Source organism: Nocardioides sp. JS614 (assembly GCF_000015265.1).
Lineage (GTDB): Bacteria > Actinomycetota > Actinomycetes > Propionibacteriales > Nocardioidaceae > Nocardioides.
Genome location: NC_008699.1, coordinates 1,473,818 through 1,499,668 on the forward strand (window position 1 = coordinate 1,473,818; position 25,851 = coordinate 1,499,668).

Below are 25,851 nucleotides of genomic sequence, written 5' to 3' on the forward strand. Positions count from 1 at the left end.
CCCCGACGCTACCGTGCGGTCAGCTCCGACCAGGACTCCGCAATGCCGTCGGCCAGGACCTGGAGATCCGGCATCGACTCGTGGTCGCCGGTCAGCCCGAAGGTCAGGGCGTCCTGGTAGGACAGCATCGCCACGCCGACCCGGAGGTGGTCGGCGATCGGCACCCACGGCACGATGGAGCACACGGGTCGGCCCAGGCAGTACAGCGGCACCGGGGGACCGGGTACGTTCGTGGTCACGGTCGTCACCTGGTGCTGCGGGAACCGCCAGGCGGTCCGCAGGCCCCACGACACGAGCGGGAACGGGCCCAGCCCGGCCGTCGAGGTGACACCCACGCCGGCCTCTGGCTGGTGGCGGGCGCGCAGGCGGCGCAGCCGCCGGTGCACGGCGTGCACCCGCTCGACGGGGTCGGCGACGTCGACCGGCAGGTAGGGGAGCAGCAGCGACACCTGGTTGTCCGTCGTCGCCTCGTCGCCCTTCGCGCGCGTCGAGACCGGGACCAGCGAGCGGACCGTCCGGGCGTCGGGGCTCTCGCCCCTGCCGAGCAGCAGCTGACGGAACCCGCCGGCGATCGCCGCGAGCGCGACGTCGTTGACGCTCGCGCCGCAGCGCCGGCGTACGTCGGCGACCTCGGACAGGTGCACCTCGACCCACGCGAACCGCCGGTCGGCGCCGATCGGGCCGAGGAGGGAGGACGGGTACACGGGCCGGGCCGCGCCGCTCAGGTCGAGCAGCCCCCGGGCGGCGTGCGCGACGGCGTTGGCCGAGCGGACCGGGGTGCGGGAGAGCCGGCTCAGCGCGGTCGCCACCCGGGCCGGGTAGCCGACCAGCTCGCCGAGGCCACGGGCCGCGAAGGCGGCCGGCGTGTCCGCGCGGCCATGCGGGTCTGGTGCCGGCACCAGCGGAGCGGCGTTCGGGGCCAGGTCGAGGAAGAGCCGGTAGAGATCGATCCCCGAGACCCCGTCGGCGAGGCAGTGGTGGACCCGGGAGAGCACCGCCCACTTCCCGTCGGCGAGCCCCTCGATCAGCCACGACTCCCAGAGCGGGCGGGACCGGTCCATGCGGGCCGACATCAGCGCGGCCACGACCCCGGCGACCTCGCCCGGCCCGCCGGGGCTGGGCACGGCGGCGCGCATCACGTGGTTGCGCAGGTCGAAGGCCTCGTCCGCGACCCACGCCGGTGCGGCCAGGTCGAACGGCACCCGCCGCAGGCGCTGCCGGTACCGGGGGACGAGGGGGAGCCGTGCGTCGACCAGCGCCAGGAACTCGTCGTACCGGGGCGCCGGGCCGCCGAGGACCGCCAGCGACCCGATGGCGAGCGAGACCGCCGGGTCGACGTCCTCGACCTCGAGGAACGCATCGGCGAGCGGTGTGAGTCGGTCCACCGGGGACTCCTTCCGCGACCAGTGTCGACGCGGTGCCGCCCCGGGCGCCCGGGCCGACCGACCCTCGCCGAGGCGGCGCGGATCCTGAGGGTCCCGGGCCCAAAGCCCCTACGGCCGCACGCACGCCGGGGCGATGGTGGGACCAGGAGGCTGCTGAACGGCTGCGCGGCGCGCAGCAGAGCGTCTCGTCGGCAGGCTCCCCAGGGAGAGGAGGAGCCGTGAGCGAGCAGGAGCAGGCACTCGCTGAGCAGGAGGCCCGCACGACCGCAGCCCGGTCATCAGCCGGTGCGGAGCGGGCCCGGCTGTGGGCCGGCATGAACCGCTACTTGGCCGCCGAGGCGGCACATGCCCACCGCGCGAACGACGAGTCCGGGAAGTCCGGGGAGTCGACTTCCCGACGCCGCGCGTCCGAGTGATCGTCGAGCCGGTCGGGGGGCGGCGGCCCTCACGTGGCCGCTGACGCGTGGGGACGCGGTACGGCGGCGGTAGCGTGCCGGACATGGCACCGGATCCGGACCTGCACGGCCTGCCGCCGTCCTACGCGCGCGTCTCGCTGGCGATCGTCACCTCCAGCGCGGAGGCGAACCTGCTCGGCAACATCCACGGCGGCGAGATCGCGAAGCTGGCCGACTCGACCGCGGGCGCCGTCGCGGCACGGCACAGCGGAGGGCCCGCGGTCACCGCGGTCATGGACGAGATGGCGTTCCTGGAGCCGGTGCACGTGGGCGACATCGTCCGCACCCTGGCCCAGGTCAACTGGGCCGGGCGGTCCTCGATGGAGATCGGCGTGCGGGTCGAGACCCAGCCGTGGAACGACCCCTCGACGACGTCGCTGCACGTGGCGTCGGCGTACTTCGTGTTCGTCGCCATCGACGGCGCCGGGCGGGCGCGCCGGGTGCCGGGACTGGTGCCTGAGACGCCCGACGAGGTCCGCCGGATGCGGGAGGCCGAGATCCGACGGGCGAACCGGCTCGCGCGACGTGAGCAGATCGAGGCCGGGCGCCTTCCCGGCGGCTGATCGACTTCCCTCGGCGCGTCGCGCCGGGATGTGACGGGTGTGACTGGTGATACTGGCGGGCAGCAGCACCCTTCCCCGTTCCACTTGCAGAGAGGCATCTCGATGCCGCCCGTCTCTTCCCCCGGGTCGCACGACAGCCACGGTCCGCGCTTCACCGCGGTCGACCGCGCCGCTCGGGTGCGCTTCCGCAGGGCCATGGCCCTGATGCTGATGACCCTGCTCCTGCCCGGCTCGGCCCAGCTCGTGGCCGGCAACCGCAAGGTCGGCATCGTCGCCCTGCGGATCTGGTTCCTGCTGGTGGCGACCTCCCTGTCGACGCTGGTGGTCGGGGCCTTCTGGCACGAGCTGATCTTCCGGCTCGCCTCGGACACGTTCGCGCTGTTCTGGATCCGGTTCGGCCTGATGGCGCTCGCGACCGGCTGGGCGGTGCTCTTCCTCGATGCCTGGCGGATCGGCCAGCCGCTCACGCTCTCCCTGGGGCACCGGCGAGCGGTCGTGGGTGTGAACGGCGTGCTGTGCCTCACGGTGGCGGGTTCGCTGCTGTTCGGCGCTCATCTCGTCGGCGTGCAGCGGCACCTGATGCTCACGATGTTCGGCAGCGACCAGGTCACGGGTGCCCACGACGGCCGCTACAACGTGCTGCTGCTGGGCGGCGACTCCGGCGCCGGCCGATGGGGCCTGCGCCCGGACTCGATGACCATCGCGAGCATCGACGCCGACACCGGCCGCACCGTGCTGATCTCGCTGCCGCGCAACATGCAGAACTTCCCGTTCGTGCGGGGGTCGGTGATGCACGAACAGTTCCCGGACGGCTTCGACGCCGACTACCTCAACGGGGTCAGCACCTGGGCGGGCGACAACACCGAGCTGTTCCGCGGGTCCGACAACCCCGGCGTCGACGCCACGATCATGGCTGTCGAGGGCATCACCGGCCTCGAGATCAACTACTGGGCGATGGTCAACCTCGAGGGGTTCAAGGACCTGGTCGACGCGGTCGGCGGCGTCACCCTGAACGTGCGCCAGCCGATCCCGGTCGGCGGGCTCGGCGACGACGTCACCGGCTACATCCAGCCCGGCGTGCGCAGGCTCGACGGTCACGACACGCTGTGGTTCGCCCGCGCCCGCGACGACTCCGACGACTACTCGCGGATGGCTCGCCAGAAGTGCGTGATGAACGCGATGCTCCAGCAGATCAGCCCGCAGGTCGCGCTGCGCAACTTCGAGAAGATCGCCGACGCGAGCTCGGCGATGATCTCGACCAACATCCCGGGCAGCGAGGTGGACCGCTTCATCTCGCTGGCGCTCGAGGCCCGGAACCAGAAGGTCTCGACCCTCTCGCTGGTGCCGCCGATGATCAACACCGCCGACCCGGACATCAAGCTGATCAAGAAGAAGGTCACCGAGGCGATCGACCGCGCGGAGGGCACCGCCCCGCCGCCGACCAAGCACAAGCAGCACGACGGCGACCCGGTCACCGGCGGCTCGATCGGCTCGCTCAGCACCGGCTACGCCGCCAACGAGGCCGACGACCTGGGCTCCGCCTGCTAGCGAGCGCCGACGGCGGGCTCGGCGGTGCGCCGGGGCGGGGGCCTCGGGAGGCTCGAGCGCCGTCGGCACCTAGGGTGGACGCGTGAGCCAGCCGTCCCAGCACCGCCGCGTGGTGGCGGTCGTGGTCACGTTCAACCGGCTCGCGCTGCTGCAGCGGCTGGTCGAGCGCCTCGACCAGGTGCCGGAGCTGAGCGAGATCCTCGTGGTCGACAACGCCTCGACGGACGGGACGGGTGAGTGGCTCGCCGGCCTCGACGATCGGGATCCCGGCGACGAGCGGCCGACCACCCCGGTGCTGGGCCGCACCCTGGCCGAGAACGGCGGCGGCGCCCGCGGGTTCCACGACGGGCTCGCGTGGGCGATGGAGCGTGGCGCCGACCTCGCGTGGCTGATGGACGACGATGGGCTGCCCGAGCCGGACTGCCTGTCCCGGCTCCTGGTCGAGGAGGACCTGGACTTCTGGGGACCGGCCGTCGTCGACCAGGACCGCCCGGACCGGCTGGTCTTCCCGATCCGGCTGCCGGGGGGCACCCGCGTGGCGCACGACCTCCCCTACGTCGAGCGCGCGGCGATCGGTGGCCGGATCGACGGCATCGTGATCCCGTTCAACGGCGTGCTCGTCACCCGTGACCTCGTCGAGCGGATCGGCCTGCCGCGCGCCGAGTACTTCATCTGGGGCGACGACCACGAGTACCGCCTGCGTGCCGAGGCGGCCGGGGCCCGGATCGCCACCGTCGTGGGCGCGCGCGTGCTCCACCCCTCGGTCGGGAGCCTCGGCACCCCGATGATGTTCGGGCGGACCACGTACAACCACAGCCCGAGCGACCTCAAGCACTACTGCATGGCCCGCAACAACCTGCTGAACCTGCGCGAGTACCGCGGCTGGCCGCACGCGCTCGCATTCGTGGCGAAGACCGCGTGGTTCTACACGTTCACCCGTCCCGACCCGCGTCGGGTGGCGCTCAGCGCCCGTGCCATGTACGCCGGGCTCCGCGGCGACTTCACCGGTCATCGGAGGTTCCTGCGATGAGTGCGCGGGAGAGCGTCGCCGTCGTGGTCGTCACCTACAACCGGGCCGACCTGCTCGCGCACATGCTCGACGGGCTGGCCGCCCAGACCCGGCCGGCGGACGCGATCTTCGTGATCGACAACGCGAGCAGCGACCACACCCGCGCCCTGCTCACCGAGCAGGTGGCCGCCGCACGCCCCGGCCTCCCCCTGCAGGTCACCCATGTGGAGGAGAACCTCGGTGGCGCGGGTGGGTTCCACCTCGGGGTGGGGATGGCGCACGCCGCCGGGCACGACCGGATCTGGCTGATGGACGACGACGTCGTGCCCGCTCCCGACTGCCTCGAGATCCTGCTCGCTCACGACGAGGCCTGCCTGATGTCGGTGCGTCAGGACACCCACGGCCGGCTCGTCGAGAAGGCCGCCCTCCGCTTCGACCTGCGCAACCCGCTCTCCGTGCGCCCGAAGACCGCGATGGTCGAGACCGAGTACGGCAGCCGGGACCTGATGCCCGACCGGGTGGAGCTCGAGAACGTCGCGTTCGAGGGCTTCATGCTGCGGCGCGAGGTCGTCGACGCGATCGGCCTGCCCGACCCGTCGTACTTCATCTTCTACGACGACGTCGACTACGCGGTGCGCGCGCGCCGCGCGGGCTTCCACATCTGGGCGGTCCGCGACGCGGTGCTCGTGCGCCAGCTGCCCTTCGACCAGCAGCACGACCTGAGCGGGTGGAAGGGCTACTTCATGTACCGGAACCTGTTCGTCGTGCACCTGAGGTACGGCGAGAACGTCCTGGTGCGGCTCAAGCCCTGGGCGGTGGCCGCCGCGGTGGTGCTGCTGAGCCCGCTGCGCGGCGGCCGGGCCGAGGCGCGCAATGTGATCCGGGCCATGCGCGACGCGCGGGCGATGCGGTCCGTGCCGTCCCGGTCCGTAGACTGACGCATCGTGGCCACCTCTGCTCCAGACCTCGTCGTCGTCGGCTCGGGCTTCTTCGGCCTCACGATCGCCGAGCGCTGCGCCAACGAGCTGGGCCTCCACGTGCTCGTCCTCGAGCGTCGCCACCACCTCGGTGGCAACGCGTACTCCGAACGCGAGCCCGAGACCGGCATCGAGGTGCACAAGTACGGCGCGCACCTGTTCCACACCTCCAACGAGAAGGTGTGGGAGTACGTCAACCGGTTCACCACCTTCACCGACTACAAGCACCGGGTGTTCGGCAAGTACCAGGGGCAGGTCTACTCCCTGCCGATGAACCTGGGCCTGATCAACCAGTTCTTCGGCAAGAGCCACACCCCGCAGGAGGCTCGCGAGCTGATCGCGGGCCAGGCCAGCGAGATCGACACCGCGGCCGCCCAGAACCTCGAGGAGAAGGCGATCAGCCTGATCGGCCGGCCGCTCTACGAGGCGTTCATCAAGGGCTACACCGCCAAGCAGTGGCAGACCGACCCCAAGGAGCTCAGCGCGGACATCATCACGCGCCTGCCGGTCCGCTACACCTTCGAGAACGGCTGGTTCAGCGACACCCACGAAGGCCTGCCGACCGACGGCTACACCGCCTGGCTCGAGCGGATGGCCGACCACCCGAACATCGAGGTGCGCCTCGAGACCGACTTCTTCGACGTGGTGGACGAGTTCAAGGGCAAGGTCCCGATCGTCTACACCGGTCCGGTCGACGAGTACTTCGGCAACTCCGAGGGCCGGCTCTCCTGGCGCACCGTCGACCTGGAGGAGTCGGTCGAGGACGTCGACGACTTCCAGGGCACCGGCGTCGTCAACTACAACGACCAGGACGTGCCGTTCACCCGGATCATCGAGTTCAAGCACTTCCACCCCGAGCGGGCCAAGACGCACCTGCCGGGCAAGACCGTCATCGTCCACGAGTACTCCCGCTTCGCGGAGGAGGGGGACGAGCCGTACTACCCGATCAACACCGCCGAGGACCGCGCGAAGCTGCTTCGCTACCGCGAGCTGGCGAAGAAGGAGCCGATGGTGCTCTTCGGCGGTCGCCTCGGCACCTACAAGTACCTCGACATGCACATGGCCATCGGCTCGGCCCTCTCCATGTTCGAGAACAAGCTCCGGCCGCACTTCGCCGAAGGCGCGCCCCTCGCCAGCGGAGGTGTCGACGAGTGAACACCCCACGAAATTCTGTGCTTCCCCCGCTGCGCTCCTCCAGCCCACAATTTCGAGGGGACCCCGCATGACAGTCACCCGCCTGCTCCAGCGACAGATCCTGCCCGTCGACCGCGACTTCGACGTGCTCGCGCTGTACGTCGACCCCGAGGACGCCAAGCTCGACGCGGACAAGTACGAGATCGGCGGCAGCCGCGCGGCCAAGGACCTCAACAACGCCGCGATCCGCCAGTCCACCGCGACCGGCCACACGATCCACCCCGACCAGATCGAGTCCCGCACCGCGCTGCGGGTCAAGTCGGGCGACCGGCTCTCGTTCGGCACCTACTTCAACGCCTTCCCCGCCAGCTACTGGCGCCGCTGGACGATCGTCAAGGACGTCACCTTGACGATCACCGTCGCGGGCCGGGGCGCCACCGTCCTGGTCTACAAGTCGATGGCCAAGGGCCACTCGCAGCGCGTCGCGTCCGCCGACACCGGCGCCGAGGGCCGCAGCACCTTCAGCTTCGACCTCAGCCTCAAGCCGTTCGTGGACGGCGGCTGGTACTGGTACGACATCATCGCCGGCGACGACGACGTGGTGGTCGAGAGCGCCGAGTGGAGCGCCGAGGTGCCCGAGGACCGGGCCGAGCACGGCACCGTCGACATCGCGATCACCACGATGAACCGTCCCGACTTCTGCGCGAAGCTGCTCGGCCAGCTCGGCGACGACCAGGACGTGCGGCCCTACCTCGACACCGTCTTCGTCATGGAGCAGGGCACCGACAAGGTGGTCGACTCGCCGGACTTCGCGAAGGCCCAGGGCGCGCTCGGCGACCTGCTGCGCGTGATCGAGCAGGGCAACCTCGGCGGCTCCGGCGGCTACGCCCGCGGCCAGCTCGAGTCGGTCCGCAAGGGCACCGCGACGTACACGATGATGATGGACGACGACATCGTCTGCGAGCCCGAGGGCGTGATCCGGGCGATCACCTTCGCCGACCTGGCCCGCCGCCCCACCATCGTCGGCGGCCACATGTTCAACATCTACTCCCGCTCCCGGCTGCACAGCTTCGGCGAGATCGTCCAGCCGTGGCGGTTCTGGTGGCAGTCGCCGCTGGACACCTACAGCGACTGGGACCTCGCCGGGCGCAACCTGCGCTCGAGCCGGTGGCTGCACAAGCGCATCGACGTGGACTTCAACGGCTGGTTCATGTGCCTGGTACCGCGGCAGGTGCTCGAGGAGATCGGGCTCTCGCTGCCGCTGTTCATCAAGTGGGATGACTCCGAGTTCGGGCTGCGCGCCAAGGAGGCCGGCTACCCCACGGTGACCTTCCCCGGCGCGGCGGTCTGGCACGTGCCGTGGACCGACAAGAACGACGGGTTGGACTGGCAGGCCTACTTCCACCAGCGCAACCGGTTCGTCGCCGCGCTGCTGCACTCGCCGTACCCCAAGGGGGGTCGGATGGTGCGGGAGAGCCGCAACCACCAGATCTCCCACTTGGTCTCGATGCAGTACTCCACGGTCCAGATCCGCCACCAGGCGCTGCTCGACGTGCTGGCCGGGCCGGACAAGCTGCACGAGATGCTCCCGACCCGCCTCGCCGAGATCAACGCGATGCGCAAGCAGTACACCGACGCCCAGCTCGAGGCGGACCCGGACGCGTTCCCGCCGATCCGGCGCAAGAAGCCGCCGCGCAAGGGGCGCGACGGCAGCGAGATCCCCGGGCGCCTCTCCCAGCTGGTCAGCGCCGGCCTCCAGCCGCTGCGCCAGCTCAAGCCCCCGCGCGAGCTCGCCCAGGAGCACCCCGAGGCCGAGATCCGCGCGATGGACGCCAAGTGGTACCGGTTGGCGTCGTACGACTCCGCGATCGTCTCGATGAACGACGGCGCCTCCGCGGCGTTCTACCGGCGCGACCCCCAGCTGTTCCGCGAGCTGATGGTCAAGACCATCGAGATCCACGAGCGGCTCAAGCGCGAGTGGCCGCGGCTGGCCGAGGAGTACCGCGCCAAGCTCGGGGAGGTCACCTCGCCGGAGGCATGGGAGGAGACCTTCCGGCCGTGGACGTGATCTCCTCCGAGCCCGCCCGTCCGGTGCGGGTCGTCGACGCGGAGCTCGCACCGCCCTCGTCGTCGTCCGGGCTGCTCGCGGTCTTCCAGCGCCGCTACCTGCTGCGCCTGCTCGTGCGCCGCGAGATCAGCGCGCGCTACCAGGGCTCGTTCCTGGGCCTGCTGTGGTCCTACGTGAACCCGCTGTCGCAGTTCTTCATCTACTACTTCGTGATCGGCGTGCTGTTCAAGCTGCACCAGGAGGTGCCGAACTTCGCCATCCACATGTTCTGCGGGATCATCATCGTCCACTTCTTCAACGAGACCTTCAACGCCGGCACCCGCTCGATCGTGCGCAACCGGTCGCTGGTGCAGAAGATGGCGATGCCGCGCGAGATGTTCCCGGTCGCGTCGATGCTGGTCTCGGCGTACCACGTGCTGCCCCAGCTGGTGATCCTGCTCGTCGTGTCCCTGCTGCTCGGCTGGACGCCCAGCCTCGTCGGTGCCGCCGCCCTCGCCATCGCGCTGGTGATCATCATGCTGTTCGGTACGGCGATGGCGCTGCTGTTCAGCGCGGCGAACGTCTTCTTCCGCGACGTGTCGAACGTCGCGAGCATCCTCACGAACTTCGTGCGCTTCGGCGTCCCGATGATCTACCCGTACACGATGGTGAGCGACCGGTTCGGGTCGGCCGCGGCGTACTACCTCTACAACCCGCTCGCGGACGCGGTGCTGCTGTTCCAGCGGGCGTTCTGGGTGGGCACGACCGACGACCCCCAGGCGACCATCGACAAGCACATCCCCAGCGACCTGTTCGCCTACAGCGCGTTGGCCCTCGTCGTCAGTGTCGCTGTCCTGGCGCTCGGGCAGCTGATCTTCTCCCGGCTCGAGAACAAGATCCCGGAGCGCCTGTGACCTATTCCGCCAGCACCTCGATCGTCGTCGACCACGCGACCAAGGACTTCACGCTCCGCTACCACCGCACCTTCAAGCAGATGACGGTCGCCGCGCTGCGCCGGCAGAGCATCGCGGACTCCTTCCGGGCCGTCGACGACGTCTCCTTCACGGTCCAGCAGGGCGAGTCCATCGGCCTGATGGGCCTCAACGGGTCGGGCAAGAGCACGCTGCTCAAGCTGATCAACGGCGTGATGCGCCCCGACAGCGGCCGGGTCCTGACCCGCGGGCGGATCTCGGGGCTGATCGCCACCGGCGCCGGCTTCCACCCCCAGCTGACCGGACGCGAGAACGTCTACCTCAACGCGGCCGTGCTCGGCATGAGCGAGGCCGAGACGCGGCGCAAGTTCGACGACATCGCGGAGTTCGCCGACATCGGCAAGTTCCTCGACTCACCCGTCGGCCACTACTCCTCGGGCATGTTCGCGCGGCTCGGGTTCGCCGTCGCCATCCACGTCGACTCCGACATCTTCCTCGCCGACGAGGTGCTGGCGGTGGGGGACAAGCCCTTCAAGCAGAAGTGCCTGCAGCGGATGCAGGAGATCCGCGACGGGGGGCGGACGCTCTTCTACGTCAGCCACGCCGCCGGCTCGGTGCGCAAGATGTGCGACCGGGTGATCGTGCTGGAGCAGGGGCGCCTCGCCTTCGACGGCGGCGTCGACGAGGGCATCAAGTTCGTCAAGTACGACGAGGAGAAGGCGACCGACGAGGAGCTCGGCGTCGACGACACCGACGACGAGCTCGGCGCCGACATATAGCCATCCGCGGATATCCGCGCCACCGCATCAGGCGGCGGCCCGCAGCCGAGCGCCCACCGCAACCAGAGCGTGGGGCCATCACCCCGTGGCTGAGCTCGCGGCCGGCGCGGCGGCGAAGCCGACGCGCCAGACGCGAACACGCCAGACGCGAACTACAACGTTGAAGTTTCTTGACAAATCTCGGATTCCTCGGCGTGTCGACTGGAAATTACAAGATTGTAGTTACTCAATTCCTCTTCCCGGCCCCTGTGACTGGTGTGACAGTTGCTCCACGTGTGAACTTCCCCGCGCACATGGAGTACCCCGATGCCCCCCAGCAGGACCACCTTCGTCACCGCCTGTCAGCAGCTGCTGGCACTCGGTGTCGTGCTCGCCGCACTGACCCCCGCGGCCAGCGTCATCAGCCTCGACGTCGTCCGTGAGCTGCCGACCGGCGCCGCCGGTCAGGACCCGCTCGCCGCCGACCTGTCCGCCTACACCCGAGCCAGCCGGCGGCCCTCGAAGGTGCCCACCGAGGCGGTCGACCCGACGGTCACCGAGTACTCGCTCACGGCGCCCGCCGGGGCCAAGGCCGCCCCCCGGGGCGTCAGCAGCCGGACCAAGGCCGGCGCCCTCGGCGGCGGCGAGGTCACCAGCGTCCCCGAGGCGGTCGTCGGCTACGGCGCGGTCGGCGTCACCTGGGCCCATGGGACCGAGCTGCCCGAGGACGCGATCAGCCTCGCCGTGCGGACCCGCACCGGCGCGAGCTGGTCGTCGTGGATGGACCTCGAGTACGACGTCGAGCACGGCCCCGACCCGGGCAGTGTCGAGGCCCGCCACGCGCGCCCCGGCACGGACGCGCTGCTCGTCGGCGACGTCGACCAGGTGCAGGTCCGCGCGTCCTCGACCGGCGCGCTGCCCCCGGACCTGCGGCTGGCCGTGGTCGACCCCGGCACCGCCGCGCGGACCGCGGTCGAGAAGCCGGCGCTCGACACCAACACCATGGACGACGCCCCCGGCGCCACGACCGGCGCCACGTCGGTGCAGCCTGGTGCGTTGGCGACCGACCCCGGCGAGGGCACCGACGGCGGCGACGAGATCGACCTGCAGGCCGCGACGTACACCCCGCGCCCGACGATCTACTCGCGCGCCCAGTGGGGGGCCGACGAGCGGATGCGGGAGAAGAGCTCACTGCGCTACTTCGAGGTGCACGCCGGCTTCGTGCACCACACGGTCAACGCGAACGACTACTCCCGGGCCGAGGTCCCCGGGATCATCCGCAGCATCTACGCGTACCACACGCAGTCCCGCGGCTGGTCAGACATCGGCTACAACTTCCTCGTCGACCGGTTCGGCAGGATCTGGGAGGGCCGGTACGGCGGCATCGACCGCCCCGTGGTCGGCGCCCACACCCTGAACTACAACGAGTACTCCTTCGCGATGTCCGCGATCGGCAACTACGACGTCAAGCAGCCCTCGCAGGCGATGGTCCAGGCCTACGGCGCCCTGTTCGCGTGGAAGCTCTCGCTGCACGGGGTGGACGCCTCCTCGACCAGGCAGTGGGTCGGCTCGAAGTTCTTCGAGGCCATCAACGGCCACCGCGACGCCGCGGCGACCGCGTGCCCGGGCAAGTACCTCTACGCGAAGCTGCCGGAGATCCGGCGGCTCGCCGCCGAGGCCCAGCAGGGTTGGGCGGGCCGGGAGCTGGAGTCCGACCTGGCGTCGACCCCGCACCCCGACCTGATCGTCCGTCGCGCCAGCGACGGCCAGGGCTTCGTGATCCCGACCGGCGGGCTGACCGGCTTCGGCAAGGGTGTCACCGCCCTGACCGGCCTGCTGTCCGGGGACACGGTGCTCGCCTCACCGGACCTGACCGGCGACGGCATCGCCGACCTGGTCGTGCGGTCCGCGGACGGCGTCGCGCGGGTCCGTCCCGGCGCCGCCGACGGGACGTTCGGCGCCCCGGTCAAGCAGTTCCGCTCGCTGGCCGGCCGGGACCTGCTCACGGCGGTCGGCGACCTCAACGGCGACGGTCGCAACGACCTGGTCGCCCGCTGGCCCGAGACCGGGCGTCTGGACACCTACCTCGGGCGTGGGGACGGGGGCTTCAAGCTGATCCGCCGCGGGACCGCCTGGGGCCGCTACACGATGCTCGTCGGCGCGGGCGACCTGACCGGTGACGGCCGGGTCGACCTGCTGGGCCGCGACGCCGATGGGGCCCTGTGGCTGCACCGGGGCCGGGCCAAGGGCGGCTTCGGTGCCCGGGTGCAGGTCCCCGGCGCGTGGGATCGCTGGTCGACGATCACCGGCATCGGCGACGTCACCCGCGACGGTCGCAACGACCTGTTCGTCCGCGACGGCTCGTCGGGCAACGGCTTCGTGGTCCCGGCCACCGGGGACGGTTCCTTCGGGCTGCCGTTCGGGCCGGTGACCAGGGTGCGGTCCGTGGGCAGCCTGGTGGGTGCCGCCCAGGTGCTCGGCGACGCCACCGCCGACGTGATCGCGCGCAGCGGCCGACGGGTCGTGGTCTACCCCAACAGCGGCGGCTTCGAGACCGGCAAGCCGATCCCGACCGGCGCCGACCTGTCCAACGTGAACCTGGTCCTCAACGCGGGTGACTGGGACCGCGACGGGTTCGGCGACATCGTGAACCGGAACACGAAGACCGGCGCGCTCTTCGTGCGCCGCGGCGACGGCACCGGTCACTTCGAGCGGCCCGTCAAGATCGGCACCGGCTTCAAGGCCGTCGGGCTGCTCGCAGCTGTGGGCGACATGACCGGTGACGGCTACCCGGACCTGATGGGGCAGCCGACGGGCAGCGCGATGCGGATCTACCCCGGCAACGGGCTGGCCGGGCTGAAGCCCAGCTACGTCGCGCACGGGCGGATCGCCGCCGGCCGGCAGGTGCCGGTCGGGCGGTGGGACGGTGACGGCGCGCCGGACTCGCTGTTCCGCAGCGGCGCGAGGCTCACCCTGTTCCCCGGCAACGGCCCCGGTGGCTTGACCGACCCCAAGAGGCTCGGACTCGACCTGACGCCGTACGACTGGGTGATCGGGGTCAGCGACGTGCTGCTCACCGGGCACCCGGACCTGGTCGTGCGCGAGAAGGCGACCGGCTACCTGTGGCTGCTCCAGGGCACCGCGACCGGCTTCAAGCCGCGGCGCTTCCTCGCCGAGGGGATGGGGGAGTACGACCTGGCCGGCTAGCCCGGCAGCACGGAGAGGAGAGGACTGGCTGGTCGGCCGCGATCAAGGGAAGCGGGCCGTGGCGCGCTCGGTGGTGTAGATCGCCGCCAGGCGCTCCGGTCCGGCGTGGGTGACCAGGACCAGCGAGCCGCCGCGTGCGAGCGGCTCGGTGAAGGTGGCGATACCCGGTGGGGAAGCCGGGTTCGCCTCCGTGAGAAGGCGGCCGCCGTCGGTGAGCAGACTCCCGGCGGCGGCCGCGCTCCATGTCTCGCCCTGGGTGGCGACGCCGTACGGCGCCACCGTCGCGGGGTCGTCGGCGCCCGGCGGGTCCCAGGGTGCGAACGAGTCCGGCTGCGACCAGATCTCGACCCCGACGTCGTGCACTCCCGGGGGAACCGGGTCGGCGAAGCGGACCCCCATCGGCCGCAGCGAGCAGGCGAGCACCGGGAGCTCGTCGGCCCGATCCGCCCAGCGCTCCAGCGAGCCCGGCCCGCACACGACGGCGGCGGGCTCCGCCGCATCGGGGCGGTCGTCCTCCGGGCCGGTCACGACCAGGCCGACGCTCCACGCTGCGCCCAGGAACACCGGTCCGAGCCAGTGGGCGGGCAGGTCGATGCCCAGCGTCTGCCCGCGCTCGAGGTCGTGCTCCTCGACCAGCAGCGACCCCGCCTTCGCGACCCAGTTCGCGTAGGTCGTCACGGACAGCTCGACCCGCTCGCCGCTCGCCTCGTCGTAGAACGTGATGAGCGGGCGGGAGGAGTCGGCGCGCAGCTGGCGCGCCAGGACGTCGGCGAAGGTCGGCACGCCGCTAGCCTCTCAGCATGGCTGCCGTCGACAACTTCTGGGCCGTGATCCCGGCGGGTGGGGCCGGCACGCGGCTGTGGCCGCTGTCCCGCTCCTCGAGCCCGAAGTTCCTCCACGACCTGACCGGGCAGGGCCGGACCCTCCTCCAGGGGACGCACGACCGCCTGGCCCCGCTGGTCGCCGACCGCTTCGTCGTCGTGACCGGCGCGGCCCACCGCGCCGCCGTGCTCGAGCAGCTCCCGGAGGTGTCGCCCGAGCGGGTGCTGGGGGAGCCGGCTCCGCGTGACTCGATGGGCGCGATCGGGCTCGCGGCGGCGGTGCTGGAGCGGGAGGACCCCGACGCGGTGATGGGTTCGTTCGCGGCCGACCACGTGATCCCGGACCGGGCGGCGTTCGCCGAGGCGGTGCGGATCGCGGCCGAGGTGGCTCGCGACGACTGGCTGGTGACCCTCGGCATCCAGCCGGTGTTCCCCTCCTCGGCCTTCGGCTACATCCACCTGGGCGACCCGCTGGCCGGCCATGCCGGGGCGAGCGCCGTACGCGAGTTCGTCGAGAAGCCCTCGGTGCGCACCGCGACCGAGTACGTCGCCACCGGCCGCTACCGCTGGAACGCGGGCATGTTCGTGGTCCGTCCGACCGTGCTGCTCGACCTACTGGCTACCTGGCACGCCGAGTTCGCCGGGGCGCTGCGCGCGATCGCCGCCGACCCGGCACGGCTCGAGGAGCTCTGGCCGGGGCTGCCGAAGATCGCGCTCGACCACGCCGTGGCGGAGCCGGCGGCCGCCGCCGGTCGGGTCGCATGCGTGCCGTCGTCCTTCCACTGGGACGACGTCGGCGACTTCGACTCGCTGGCGGCCCTGCTGGGAACGACCGCCACGGCGACCACGATCCTCGGCGACGCCGACCTGGTCCGGGTCGTCGACGCCAGCGGGCTGGTGGTCCCGGGCTCCGGCCGAACGATCGCCGTCGTCGGCCTCGACGACGTGGTGGTCGTCGACACCCCCGACGCGGTGCTCGTCACGACCCGCTCCCGGGCCCAGGAGGTCAAGCAGGTCGTCGAGGCGCTCAAGGCCGACGGGCGCGCCGACCTGACCTGAGCTGAGCAGAACGTTCGGTGGCAGCTCACATCGCGTTGGGCTCGGGGGAGTCGAAGTACGGGTACTTCTTCATGAACGAGTCGAGCGCGGCGCCGCTGATCTCGGTGCAGTACTGCCAGACGCCCTCCTGCTTGGAGGCGTCGGTCTCGCCGGTGCCGCCCGCGGACCAGTGCGTGAACGCGATGTGCTGACCGTCGGGGAAGCTCGTGCCGTTCTCGTCCGCGGAGGTCCACGGCAGGGCGATGAACTTGTAGCGGAAGTTCTCGGTGCCCGCGAACTTCTCGGCGATCGCGCGCAGCTCGTTCAGGTCGGCGTCGTTCTCGGCGATGGTGTCGTCGTACCACAGCAGCGTGTACCCGTGCTCGAGGTTGTGCACCAGCGCCTCGAGCTCGGGCCGGTCCTCGGCGGTGTAGAACTTGCGCGCGAACGGTGCGGGAGCGACGCCCGACTCGTTCCAGTGCGCGCCGAACGCCGGCGGAGCGTCGGTGTACTCGACCGGCGTGCCGGTCGGCACGTGGTTCTGGTTGCCGTCGGCCTTCTTCGTCTCGATGTCCTGGCAAGCGGACGCCGGCGCCCCGATGTCGGCGAGGGCGAGCTGGTCGAACTCCCGGCCGTCCCACCAGTCCTTGATCGGCTTGTACGCCGCGGCTCCGATGATCAGCACGGCGACCAGGATGCACACGCCGACGATCGCGAGGCCGCGCCGTTGGTCGGCGCTTCGCTGCTTCTTGCGCATCCGGTCGATGACCGCCTGGCGGTCGTTCTTGGCGGGCTTGGCCACGGTGTTCGTCCTCGGTGTTGCGGGCGTGGTCGGGTCGGTCGTCGGCAGAGTCTACGGGTGCCTCAGTGCGGTGTCGGCCGCAACCGCGTCTTGCTCGGTGAATCGGTGGGCAACACGTCCCAGCCGTGGGCGAAGGCCAGGGCTGCGACCGGGCGGACCAGTCCGCGCGGCACGGTGAGCAGCAGCTCGGCGGGCCCGGCGCCGATCGAGCGCGAGGCGACCAGCCCGAGGGTGTCGGCGATCACCGCCGCCAGCTCCTCGGCCGCGACGGGCGCGCCGAACGGCGCCCGGTCGGCGGCGTCCCCCTTCAGGGCCCGGATCACGGCCTCGCGGGCGCCGTACCCGAACAGGTCGCCGCCCTCATCACGGACCAGTGCTGCGGCGCCGGGACCGTCCTCGCCGGGCGGCAGCACCAGGTCGCCGCGTCCGCGCACGACCGCGAACGGACGACCGCCGAGCTTGCCCTGCGCGAGCTCGGCCATGCCCGCCACCTCGTCCGCGACGGCAGGGAGGGTGACGGCGAGCTCGTTTCCCCACGCATCGGTCCGCCCGGCGTACTCCTCGGCCACGACCAGCCCGGCGGCGCCGATCGCGATGTCGGTCTGGCCCTCGCGCCAGGCGCGTCCGGCGGTGTCGGTGACGACCACCGCGACGTTGCGCCCGGTGCGCTGCCGGATCCCCTCGCGCAGGCCACGGGCGGATGCGTCGGGGTCGAGAGGGAGCAGCAGCACCTGGCCGGCCGGCACGTTGGAGCTGTCGATGCCGGCCGCCGCCATGGTCAGGCCCAGGTGGGTGCGCACGATCGTGGTCCCGCCACGGCGGGCCACCACCCGGGCCGTCTCGCCGGCGAGCGCCTGCTCCCTGGTGCCGGCCCGCACCCGGCCCTCGGCCTTGCTGACCACCTTGCTCGTCACGGCCACGATGTCGCCGTCGGCGAGCTCGGTCAGCGCCACGAGCAGCTCGACCAGGTCGTCGCCGGGGTGGATCTCCGGCGCGCCGTCGGGGGCGGTGACCTCGAGGTGCGTCATCCGCGGACCAGCTCGATGGCGGCCGCCGCCATGGCAGCGGTCGCATCCGGATCGGTCATCATCAGCGGCACGGCCCGGCACGCCAGGCCACCGGCGAGCACCCGGTCGACCTGGTCGCCGTCGACCTCGTCGACCAGCCACCCGTCGAGCACGCCGTCCGCCGAGCGGGCGCCGTAGTGCAGGCCGACTCCGGCGGCGCTCACCTCCAGGCCGAGCGAGCCGAGCAGCTGGTTGGCCATGCCGCGCACGTGGCTGCCGCCGACGATGGGGGAGAGGCCCACGACCGGTGCCCGGGTCACGGTGAGGGCGTCTCGCACTCCGGGGACCCCGAGGATCGTCCCGATGGACACCACCGGGTTGGACGGCGGCAGCACCACCAGGTCGGCGTCGATGATCGCGTCGACCACCCCGGGGGCGGGGGTCGCCTGGTCGAGGCCGACGACCACGACGGCCTCCGCGGGCACCTCGGCCCGCAGCCGCACCCAGTACTCCTGGAAGTGCACGACCTTGCGGCCACTGGGCGACTCGGCGTCGGCGAGGGCCACGTGGGTCTCGACCCGGTCGTCGGTCATCGGCAGGAGCCGGAGCCGGTCCCCGTGGGCTGGGTGCAGCCACCGCTTGCAGAGGGCCTCGGTGACCTGGGACAGCGGATAGCCGGCGTCGAGCATCTGGGTGCGCACCAGGTGGGTGGCGATGTCGCGGTCCCCGAGGCCGAACCAGGTGGGCTCCACGCCGTACGTCGCCAGCTCCTCCTTGACGCTCCACGTCTCGTCGCGTCGGCCCCAGCCGCGCTCGGTGTCGATCCCGTCGCCCAGGGTGTACATGACCGTGTCGAGGTCGGGGCACACCTTGAGGCCGTGGATCCACAAGTCGTCGGCGGTGTTCGCGACGACGGTCACCACCGCGTCGGCTGCGACACCGGGGAGCGCGCCGGCGGTGATGCCGTGCAGCAGCCCCTGGAGGAATCGGGCGCCGCCCATGCCGCCGGACAGCACGGTGATCTTCTGCATGCGGACACCTTGCCGCACGGATGCGGCCCGTAGATCGCCGGTCCGGTGCCCCATAGCAGATCCGGGGTTGACTTTCGGGGTACGACAGGCATGTAATTCCCACAGTGTCGTTCACGATGTGGGGAGCGGCCGTATCGGGTCGAAAGGGCGAGTGCCGTGAGAGAACTCTTTCTCCTCGACGGGGACGCCGAGGAAGCAGGCTGGCAGGAACGTGCGCTGTGCGCACAGACCGACCCCGAGGCGTTCTTCCCTGAAAAGGGAGGGTCGACGAGGGAGGCCAAGAAGGTCTGCCTGACGTGTGAGGTGCGAGACGACTGTCTCGAGTACGCCTTGATGAACGACGAGCGCTTCGGCATCTGGGGCGGGCTCTCCGAGCGGGAGCGCCGCAAGCTGAAGAAGCGGGCCGTCTGACACCGAGGAGACCGCCGAGGTCACCCCTGGGGCCGGCGCCGCGGAGCTGAGCGCCGGCCGAGGGGCCTCACCTACCGGCCGTTAGGGTTCGGGATCGTGGGTTCCTCGGTCTCAGCGCTGCTCGTCAGCCACGACGGCGCTCGCTGGCTGCCCTCCGTGATCGAGGGGCTGCAGGCCCAGCGCACGCCGGTCGACGACGTCGTGGTCGTCGACACGACCAGCAGGGACGGCAGCGCCGACCTGCTCCACGACGCGTTCGGGGAGGTCGTCTCGGCGCCGGGCGCCACGTCGTTCCCGGCCGCGGTGGCCCTGGGACTCGACGAGCTGCGCCGCCGCGGCTCCACCAGCGAGTGGGTCTGGATCCTCCACGACGACGCCAACCCCGACCCGGGAGCGCTTGCCGCGCTGCTGGCAGCGGCGGCCGCCGACCCCGGCGTCGACATCCTCGGACCGAAGCTGCGGGAGTGGCCCTCCCTCAAGCGGCTCCTCGAGCTCGGGGTCACCATCTCCGCCACCGGCCGTCGGCAGACCGGCCTCGAGCGCGGTGAGTACGACCAGGGTCAGCACGACGAGATCCGCGAGGTCCTCGCCGTCAACACCGCAGGCATGCTCGTGCGGCGCGCGGTGCTCGAGGGGCTGGGTGGCCTCGACCCGCAGCTGCCGATCTTCGGCAACGACATCGACTTCGGCTGGCGGGCCGCCATGGCCGGGCACCGCACGGTCGTCGTCCCGGACGCCGTGGTGTTCCACGCGGAGGCGGCCCATCGCGGCCTGCGGCGCACGCCGCTGACCGGGCGGCACACGCACTACCAGGAGCGCCGCGCCGCGCTGTACACCCTGCTGGTCAACGCCCGCCGTCGCTCGCTGCTGTGGCTCACGATCCGGCTGGCGTTCGGCACCGTGCTGCGGATGATCGGCTTCCTGCTGGTCCGCGCCGTCGGCGAGGCGCTGGACGACCTGGCCGCGTTGCTGTCGATCTACACCCATCCCGGCGAGGTGCGTGCGGCGCGGCGGGCCCGCCGCGCCCGCGGGCCCCTCCTGGAGGAGCGCGCCCGTCCGTTGCTCGCGCCGTGGTGGCTGCCCTATCGGCACGGCCTGGACTTCCTCGGCGACCTGGTCACGGCGGCGACCAACCAGGCGCAGGACATCGCCGAGCGGCGTCGGATCCCGGCGGCCCAGCACGCGCCCGCGAGCACCGTCGCCCGACCGCGCACCGAGGAGGACGAGCTCGCCGAGGACACCGGCGCGGTGGCCCGCTTCCTGACCAACCCGGTGGCCCTCGCGCTCGCCATCGTCGTCCTCGCCGCGCTGGTCGGCGGCCGGGAGGCCCTCGGCAGCGTGGCCGGCGGCGGGCTCTCGCCGACACCGGCCGGCGCATCGGACTGGTGGCGCCTCCACACCGAGACCTGGCACCAGCTCGGCACCGGGACGGCCGTCCCGGCCCCGCCGTACCTGCTCCCCTTGGCGCTGCTGGCCACGCTGCTCGGTGGCAGCGCGTCGGCTGCGGTGTCGGTGGTGCTCGTGCTGGCGGTGCCGGTCGGCCTCTGGGGGGCGTGGCGGTTCCTGCGGGTCGTCGGGCGGCTCGTGACCCCGGCCGGCGCACCGCGCCGGGCGCTGCTGTGGGGCTCGGTCACCTGGGCGCTGGTGCCGGTCGTCAGTGGCGGCTGGGGCGACGGGCGCCTCGGCGTCGTGGTGGTCGCGGCGCTGCTGCCCTGGCTCGCCCACGCGGCTCTCGGCTTCGCGGACCCGGACGCCGACCGCCGCTGGCGGGCGGCCTGGCGGACCGGGCTGCTCCTGGCGGTGAGTGCCGCCTTCGCGCCCGTGCTCTGGCTGTTCGCGGGGCTGCTCGGCCTGGTGGTCCTCGCTGCGGCGTTCGCGATCGTCCGCGGTACGGGCCGCGACCGGTCGGTCTGGGGGCCGCCGGCCACCGCGCTCGGTCTGGTCCCGCTGCTGCTCGCCCCCTGGTGGATCCCGGCCATCCAGCGCGGCGCCGCGGAGGCCCTGGTGCTCGACGTCGGCCGGCTGCCCGGACCGGAGGTGGACGGGCTCGGCCTGCTCAGCGGCCGACTCGGCGACCTCGGCGCTCCGTGGTGGCTGGGCGTCGTGCTCGCGGTCCTGGCCGTGCTCGCGTTGGTGCCGCGGACGACGCGGATCCCCGTGCTGGTGTGCTGGGTGGTCGCCGCGGTCGCGGCGGTCCTGGCCGCGGCGCTCGGTGCCGTGACGGTCTCGATGGCGGCGACCTCCGCCGAGGCCGGCCTCGGTGCGCTGGTCGTGGTGCTCCAGGGGGCGCTCGTGGTTGCTGTCACCACGGGAGCGATCACCGCCGGCCGGGGGGCCGGGGCGTCGTGGCGCCGGGTCGTCGCTGTGGGGCTCGCGCTGGTGGCCGCCGCCGTGCCGGTCGGTGGGCTCGCCTGGTGGCTCGGCGGAGCCGATCCCGCGATCGCCGACGGCATCGAGACCGACATCCCCGTGTACATGGTGCAGAGCTCCGAGAGTGGTGCCTCGCACGGGATCCTCGTGGTCCGCGGCAGCGTCGAGGACGGCCTGACCTTCACCGTGCGCCGCGGCGACGGCGTGACGCTCGGGGAGGACGAGATCCTCGACCTCACCGGTGCCGACACGTCGTTCACCGCCCAGGTTCGTGAGCTCGTCTCCCGGCCGACCCCGGGCGTGATCGACCGGATCGCGCAGAGCGGCATCGAGTACGTCGTTCTGCCCTCGCCCGCCGACGGCGACGTCGCCGCGGTGCTGGACGCTGCGCCCGGCCTGGTCCAGGCGAGCGCGGAGGACCGCAGCACGCGGGCCTGGCAGGTGGACCGCCCGCTCGACTCCTCGGCCCTTGAGGGCCCGACCTCGTGGCTGCGGGTGCTCCTCCTCGTCGTCCAGGGAGCGGCGTTGCTCGTGGTCGCCGTGCTCTGCCTGCCCACCACCAACCGGAGGCGGTCGTCGTGAGCCACAGCGCCCCATCGGCCCCCGGCCGCCGCTCGACCCGGCGCGGCTTCCGCCCCGACGTCACCACGGTGCTCGCCGTCGGGCTACCGGTCCTCTGCGCGCTCGCCCTGCTCCTGGTCCAGGCCCCCGGGGCCCTCGACGCGGACCACCCGCCGACCCGGGTCGCGCTCACGCGGGCCACCCTCGTGTGTCCCTCCGCGGTCGAGGATGCCGACGACGTCGCGCTCACCAGCGCCGCGGACGACGCACAAGGCCAGGTCCAGGTCGGGCTCGGCGACGAGCTGCGGACCGCCGACCTCGCCGCCGGCCGGGTGACGACGGTCTCCGGTCTGACCGGCCCGGCCGCGGTGGCCGGCGAGGACGAGACCGCCCCCGGCCTGGTCGCCGGCCGGTTCGGCGGCAGGGAGCCGACGGCGGTCGCCTGCTCCGCCCCCGCGCCGCACGCGTGGTTCACCGGCGTCGGCGCGGGCGCCGGACACACTTCCGTCCTCGAGCTCGCCAACCCCGACTCCGGCACGGCCGTCGCGGACATCACCGTCTACGGACGCGGCGGTGTCGTCGACGCCCCCCGGCTCCGCGGCGTCTCGGTGCCCGGCGGGACCAGCGTCCGCCTCGACCTGGGGTCGGTGATCCCGCGTCGTGACGAGCTGGCGATCGAGGTCGTCGCCTCCCGCGGCCGGCTCGGTGCGAGCGTTCTCGACCGGTACGACGAGGTCGGCGCCGCTGAGCTCACCCAGGACTGGCTGCCAGCCCAGGCCGAACCGGCCACCGACAACCTGCTGATGGGGCTCGCACCGGGCGGCGGTCGCCGTACCCTCGTCGTCGCCAACGGCACCGACGACGAGGTGCGGGCCGACGTCCGGGTCGTCACGGACGACTCGGTGTTCGCACCCAAGGGACTGCACGAGATCCGGATCGCGCCGCAGAGCGTGCAGCGGGTCGCGGTCTCCCACGTGCTCGGGCCCGCGATCTCCGACGGCGCGACCGGTCTGCTCGTCACGGCGACAGCGCCGGTCACGGCCACCCTGCGGTCCTTCGTCGAGGGCGACCTCTCGCACGCGGTGGCCGACCAGACCCTGGACGGCCCGGCGACCGTGCTGCTCCCCGAGGGTGGCAAGGGCGTGGCCAAGACGGTCCAGCTCGCCGGTGCGACCCGCACCGGCGCGGTCACCGTGGTCGCGCGCTCCGCGTCCGGCCAGGAGCTGGACAGCACCCGCGTGGACATCACCCCCGACCGGGGAGTCACCGTCAAGCTCCCGGCGGACGCCGTCCTCGTGACGGTCACGCCCGAGCGCACGACCCTTGCCGGTGCCGTGCTGGTGTCGGGGAAGGGCAAGGGCCGGGCTAAGGGCGCGGCCGTGGTGCCGCTGACGACGCCGGAGCTGAACGGGCTGGTGCCCGACGTGCGTCCCGGGCTGCCCTAGGGCGGGTCTCCCAAGTCCATGGCCTGCTGCGCGTCGCCCATCACGCGCTCTCGCTGCGTTGCCGTCGCTCGACAGACAAGCCCGGTATGCCTTCGCTCCGCCGCCTTGCGAGAGCACGCGCTGGACGACGCTCGCGACGGCCGAGACTTGAGAGACACGCCCTAGCCGCCGACGGCCCCGAGGTCCCTGCGCTCAGACGTCGAGACTGAACGCCTGGCCGAGACCTTGCTCGGTCGCCTTCGCCGCGACGAGGGCCACCGCGGCGGCGTCCACCGCCGACGAACCGACCGAGTCGAAGACCACGTGCCGTCCGGGCGCCACCGGCGGCGGTTCGTTCCTGCTCAACAGGGTGCCGAGCTCCAGGACCTTCGCCGCAGCCGACTCGTCGAGGTACGCCGAGTCACCGACGCGGAGCGCGTCGGCCCGGACGTCCGCGTAGACGACAGCGGCTCCGAGCAGCGCAGAAGGCAGCTCGCGCTTGCCGGGGGAGTCGGCTCCCATGCCCAGGACGACGGCCCCGGCGTGCAGCCGGTCGGCCTCGAACAGCGGTGCTCGCGATGGCGTGCAGGTGACGACGAGGTCGGCGCCCTCCAGCGCGTCGTCCACGCGCGCGTGCGCCCGGTGGTCGACGTCGGGGTAGGCGTCCGCCAGCTCGGCCGCGCGGGGGAGGTGGCGGCTCCAGACGCGCACCTCGCCGGCCAGGCCGAGATGGGTGAGCGCCTCGTCGACGCGTCGCGCAACGGGACCGGCCCCGAGCAGTGCCACCGTGGCGGGTGCCGCGCCGCGCAGCGCCTGGGCGGCGACGGCGGCGATCGCTGCTGTCCGCATGGAGGTGAGGTCGCCGCTGGCCATCACCGCGTGCAGCCGCTGCCGCGCCAGGTCGAACGCGAGGATCGCGCCGGAGGTGTTGCCTGCGTCCGGGCGGAGGTTCGCCTTGACCGACAGGAGCGGGGGCTGCTGCAGCGCCCCGGCCTTGAGGTGCAATGCGGCTCCCGGCACCACGAGCTGGCCGGCCAAGGTCGTGACCGGGTCGCCGGCGGAGACGGCGATCAGGGCGGAGCGGGTGGCATCGATGAGCTCGCGCCAGGTGAGCAGTCGACGTACGTCGGAGCGGTTGAGGAGGAGGATCGGCTGGGCGTCGGACATGGGTCTCCCTGGGTGCGGATCAGAGGCTGCGACGCATGGCGTCGACGCGGATTCGCTGGACGACCTGCCCGCCGCGGGTGCCGTACACCTCGGGTTGCAGGTCCATCCAGACACAGACGTGGATAGGCAGGATCTGGACCCGGTCGCCGACACGGAGGTCGTCGTCCTCGGTCGCGAGCTCCAACACCCCGTGCTCCTCGGAGAGGAGGGCGAACCCGCTGCGCGGCCGGTTGACGAGGTGACCGTGACCGTGCTGCACGGTGGACGCGGTGGTGATGCTCTTGCTCCCGGCGTTCAAGGTGGCCCGGGCCGGGCCACGGCTGACCACCGTGGCGAGCATCGTGACCGCCAGCTGGTCGGGGGTGCACGCATACCGGCTCAGGGTGCGCAGGTCGTTGTAGACGTACGTCCCCGGTCGCACCTCGGTGATGCCGTCGTCCGAGGACAGGTATGGCGTCGTGATCGTCGACCCCGCGCTGACGACCTCCACCGTGACACCCGCGCGCTCGACCGTCTCGCGCGCCTGCTGCATGGCGCGCACCTCGTCGCGCGCCACCTCCTCGATCCCACGCTGGTCGAGGGCCGCGTGGGAGTGGCCCGCGTGGGTCAGGATGCCGCGGACCCGCAGACCAGGAAGGCGGTCGACCTCGACGGCCACGGCTCCGGCCTGCTCGGGGGGGACCCCCGCTCGCCTCATCCCCGAGTCGATCTCGATCAGCACCGCGATCTCGCGACCGGTCCGGCAGGCCAGGTCGCTGTAGCCGCTGGCGACCTCGACCGAGTCGGCGACCATCGTCAGCGAGCCGGCCTCGACGATCGGCGCGAGCCGGTCGAGCTTGGCCCGGCCGAGCACCGGGTAGGCCAGGAGGAGGTCCGCCACGCCGTGGCGCCACATCACCTCGGCCTCACCGGCAGTGGCCAGGCACAGGCCGGTCGCACCAGCGTCGAGCTGGAGGTCGGCGATGAAGGTGCTCTTGTGGCTCTTCGCGTGCGGCCGCAGCGTCATCCCGCGCCGTTTGGCGAGGCTGGCCATCGAGGCGATGTTGCGCTCGACCTGGTCGAGGTCGACCAGGATCGAGGGTGTGTCGAGGAGCTCGCTGTCGATCGGGAGGGGCAGCTCGGCGCTGGGGTCCAGCGCCATCGGATCCCGGAAGTGCGGGGGACGAAGGTTGATAGTCACGGCCTTCTGTTTCAGGTCGGGCGC

The 25,851-nt window shown here is 72.2% G+C and carries 21 protein-coding genes; 14 read left to right on the forward strand and 7 right to left on the reverse strand.

The window, feature by feature from the left end; all coding sequences use genetic code 11:
- Window positions 1-8: 8 nt before the first annotated feature.
- A complete protein-coding gene (locus tag NOCA_RS08480; protein ID WP_011754858.1) occupies window positions 9-1,385 on the reverse strand; it encodes a wax ester/triacylglycerol synthase family O-acyltransferase in 1,377 nt (458 codons plus the stop codon).
- Between the two features lie 218 nt (window positions 1,386-1,603).
- Here NOCA_RS08480 and NOCA_RS08485 point away from each other — a divergent pair, with 218 nt between their 5' ends.
- The 10 genes from NOCA_RS08485 to NOCA_RS25635 all read left to right on the forward strand — a co-directional run bounded on the left by NOCA_RS08485 (window position 1,604) and on the right by NOCA_RS25635 (window position 14,015).
- Window positions 1,604-1,801 (forward strand): hypothetical protein, encoded by a 198-nt coding sequence (locus NOCA_RS08485; protein ID WP_041546401.1) that lies wholly within the window; start codon window positions 1,604-1,606, stop codon window positions 1,799-1,801.
- Window positions 1,802-1,884: 83 nt separating this feature from the next.
- The gene (locus NOCA_RS08490; RefSeq protein ID WP_011754859.1) at window positions 1,885-2,403 is read left to right on the forward strand and encodes an acyl-CoA thioesterase; all 519 of its coding nucleotides are present in this window, start codon (window positions 1,885-1,887) and stop codon (window positions 2,401-2,403) included.
- A gap of 102 nt (window positions 2,404-2,505) precedes the next feature.
- Window positions 2,506-3,951, forward strand: a complete 1,446-nt coding sequence (locus NOCA_RS08495) for an LCP family protein (protein ID WP_011754860.1) — start codon at window positions 2,506-2,508, stop codon at window positions 3,949-3,951.
- An 82-nt stretch (window positions 3,952-4,033) separates the two neighbouring features.
- Complete coding sequence (locus NOCA_RS08500; protein WP_011754861.1) at window positions 4,034-4,981, forward strand: glycosyltransferase family 2 protein; 948 nt, start codon at window positions 4,034-4,036, stop codon at window positions 4,979-4,981.
- Window positions 4,978-5,898, forward strand: coding sequence for a glycosyltransferase family 2 protein (locus NOCA_RS08505; RefSeq protein ID WP_011754862.1), 921 nt, complete (start codon window positions 4,978-4,980; stop codon window positions 5,896-5,898). The genes NOCA_RS08500 and NOCA_RS08505 overlap by 4 nt, the downstream gene beginning before the upstream one ends.
- A gap of 6 nt (window positions 5,899-5,904) precedes the next feature.
- Entirely contained in the window at window positions 5,905-7,092 is a 1,188-nt protein-coding gene (gene glf, locus NOCA_RS08510) for a UDP-galactopyranose mutase (RefSeq protein ID WP_011754863.1), read from the forward strand.
- 67 nt (window positions 7,093-7,159) lie between these two features.
- A complete protein-coding gene (locus tag NOCA_RS08515; protein WP_011754864.1) occupies window positions 7,160-9,139 on the forward strand; it encodes a glycosyltransferase in 1,980 nt (659 codons plus the stop codon).
- Entirely contained in the window at window positions 9,130-10,032 is a 903-nt protein-coding gene (locus NOCA_RS08520; RefSeq protein ID WP_011754865.1) for an ABC transporter permease, read from the forward strand. Before NOCA_RS08515 ends, NOCA_RS08520 begins: the two co-directional genes overlap by 10 nt.
- Window positions 10,029-10,829 carry an ABC transporter ATP-binding protein gene (locus NOCA_RS08525; RefSeq protein WP_011754866.1) on the forward strand — a complete coding sequence of 267 codons (801 nt, stop codon included), beginning with the start codon at window positions 10,029-10,031 and terminating at the stop codon, window positions 10,827-10,829. Before NOCA_RS08520 ends, NOCA_RS08525 begins: the two co-directional genes overlap by 4 nt.
- A 306-nt stretch (window positions 10,830-11,135) precedes the next feature.
- Entirely contained in the window at window positions 11,136-14,015 is a 2,880-nt protein-coding gene (locus tag NOCA_RS25635; protein ID WP_011754867.1) for an FG-GAP-like repeat-containing protein, read from the forward strand.
- Window positions 14,016-14,057: 42 nt separating this feature from the next.
- On the opposite strand, the gene NOCA_RS08535 is transcribed toward NOCA_RS25635, so the two are convergent.
- On the reverse strand, window positions 14,058-14,798 hold the full coding sequence (locus NOCA_RS08535; RefSeq protein WP_011754868.1) for a TIGR03089 family protein: 741 nt from the start codon (window positions 14,796-14,798) through the stop codon (window positions 14,058-14,060).
- 17 nt (window positions 14,799-14,815) lie between these two features.
- Here NOCA_RS08535 and NOCA_RS08540 point away from each other — a divergent pair, with 17 nt between their 5' ends.
- Window positions 14,816-15,895 (forward strand): mannose-1-phosphate guanylyltransferase, encoded by a 1,080-nt coding sequence (locus NOCA_RS08540; protein WP_011754869.1) that lies wholly within the window; start codon window positions 14,816-14,818, stop codon window positions 15,893-15,895.
- A 25-nt stretch (window positions 15,896-15,920) separates the two neighbouring features.
- Here NOCA_RS08540 and NOCA_RS08545 read toward each other — a convergent pair whose 3' ends face one another.
- From NOCA_RS08545 to cofD, 3 genes are all read right to left on the reverse strand, one after another.
- A complete protein-coding gene (locus NOCA_RS08545) occupies window positions 15,921-16,676 on the reverse strand; it encodes a DUF3105 domain-containing protein (protein WP_011754870.1) in 756 nt (251 codons plus the stop codon).
- A gap of 62 nt (window positions 16,677-16,738) precedes the next feature.
- Window positions 16,739-17,704 carry a coenzyme F420-0:L-glutamate ligase gene (cofE, locus tag NOCA_RS08550; RefSeq protein WP_011754871.1) on the reverse strand — a complete coding sequence of 322 codons (966 nt, stop codon included), beginning with the start codon at window positions 17,702-17,704 and terminating at the stop codon, window positions 16,739-16,741.
- Window positions 17,701-18,714, reverse strand: a complete 1,014-nt coding sequence (cofD, locus tag NOCA_RS08555) for a 2-phospho-L-lactate transferase (RefSeq protein ID WP_011754872.1) — start codon at window positions 18,712-18,714, stop codon at window positions 17,701-17,703. The genes cofE and cofD overlap by 4 nt, the downstream gene beginning before the upstream one ends.
- 156 nt (window positions 18,715-18,870) lie before the next feature.
- On the opposite strand from cofD, the gene NOCA_RS08560 reads away from it, so the two are divergent.
- The 3 genes from NOCA_RS08560 (at window position 18,871) to NOCA_RS08570 (ending at window position 23,501) form a co-directional block, all read left to right on the forward strand.
- Window positions 18,871-19,125, forward strand: coding sequence for a WhiB family transcriptional regulator (locus tag NOCA_RS08560; RefSeq protein WP_011754873.1), 255 nt, complete (start codon window positions 18,871-18,873; stop codon window positions 19,123-19,125).
- A 96-nt stretch (window positions 19,126-19,221) separates the two neighbouring features.
- The gene (locus NOCA_RS08565) at window positions 19,222-22,077 is read left to right on the forward strand and encodes a glycosyltransferase family 2 protein (protein WP_011754874.1); all 2,856 of its coding nucleotides are present in this window, start codon (window positions 19,222-19,224) and stop codon (window positions 22,075-22,077) included.
- Window positions 22,074-23,501 carry a DUF5719 family protein gene (locus NOCA_RS08570; protein WP_011754875.1) on the forward strand — a complete coding sequence of 476 codons (1,428 nt, stop codon included), beginning with the start codon at window positions 22,074-22,076 and terminating at the stop codon, window positions 23,499-23,501. The genes NOCA_RS08565 and NOCA_RS08570 overlap by 4 nt, the downstream gene beginning before the upstream one ends.
- Window positions 23,502-23,693: 192 nt before the next feature.
- Here NOCA_RS08570 and NOCA_RS08575 read toward each other — a convergent pair whose 3' ends face one another.
- Together NOCA_RS08575 and NOCA_RS08580 are read right to left on the reverse strand one after the other, a co-directional pair.
- Window positions 23,694-24,647 (reverse strand): NAD(P)-binding domain-containing protein, encoded by a 954-nt coding sequence (locus tag NOCA_RS08575; protein WP_011754876.1) that lies wholly within the window; start codon window positions 24,645-24,647, stop codon window positions 23,694-23,696.
- A gap of 19 nt (window positions 24,648-24,666) precedes the next feature.
- On the reverse strand, window positions 24,667-25,827 hold the full coding sequence (locus NOCA_RS08580; RefSeq protein ID WP_011754877.1) for a D-TA family PLP-dependent enzyme: 1,161 nt from the start codon (window positions 25,825-25,827) through the stop codon (window positions 24,667-24,669).
- Between the last annotated feature and the right edge of the window lie 24 nt (window positions 25,828-25,851).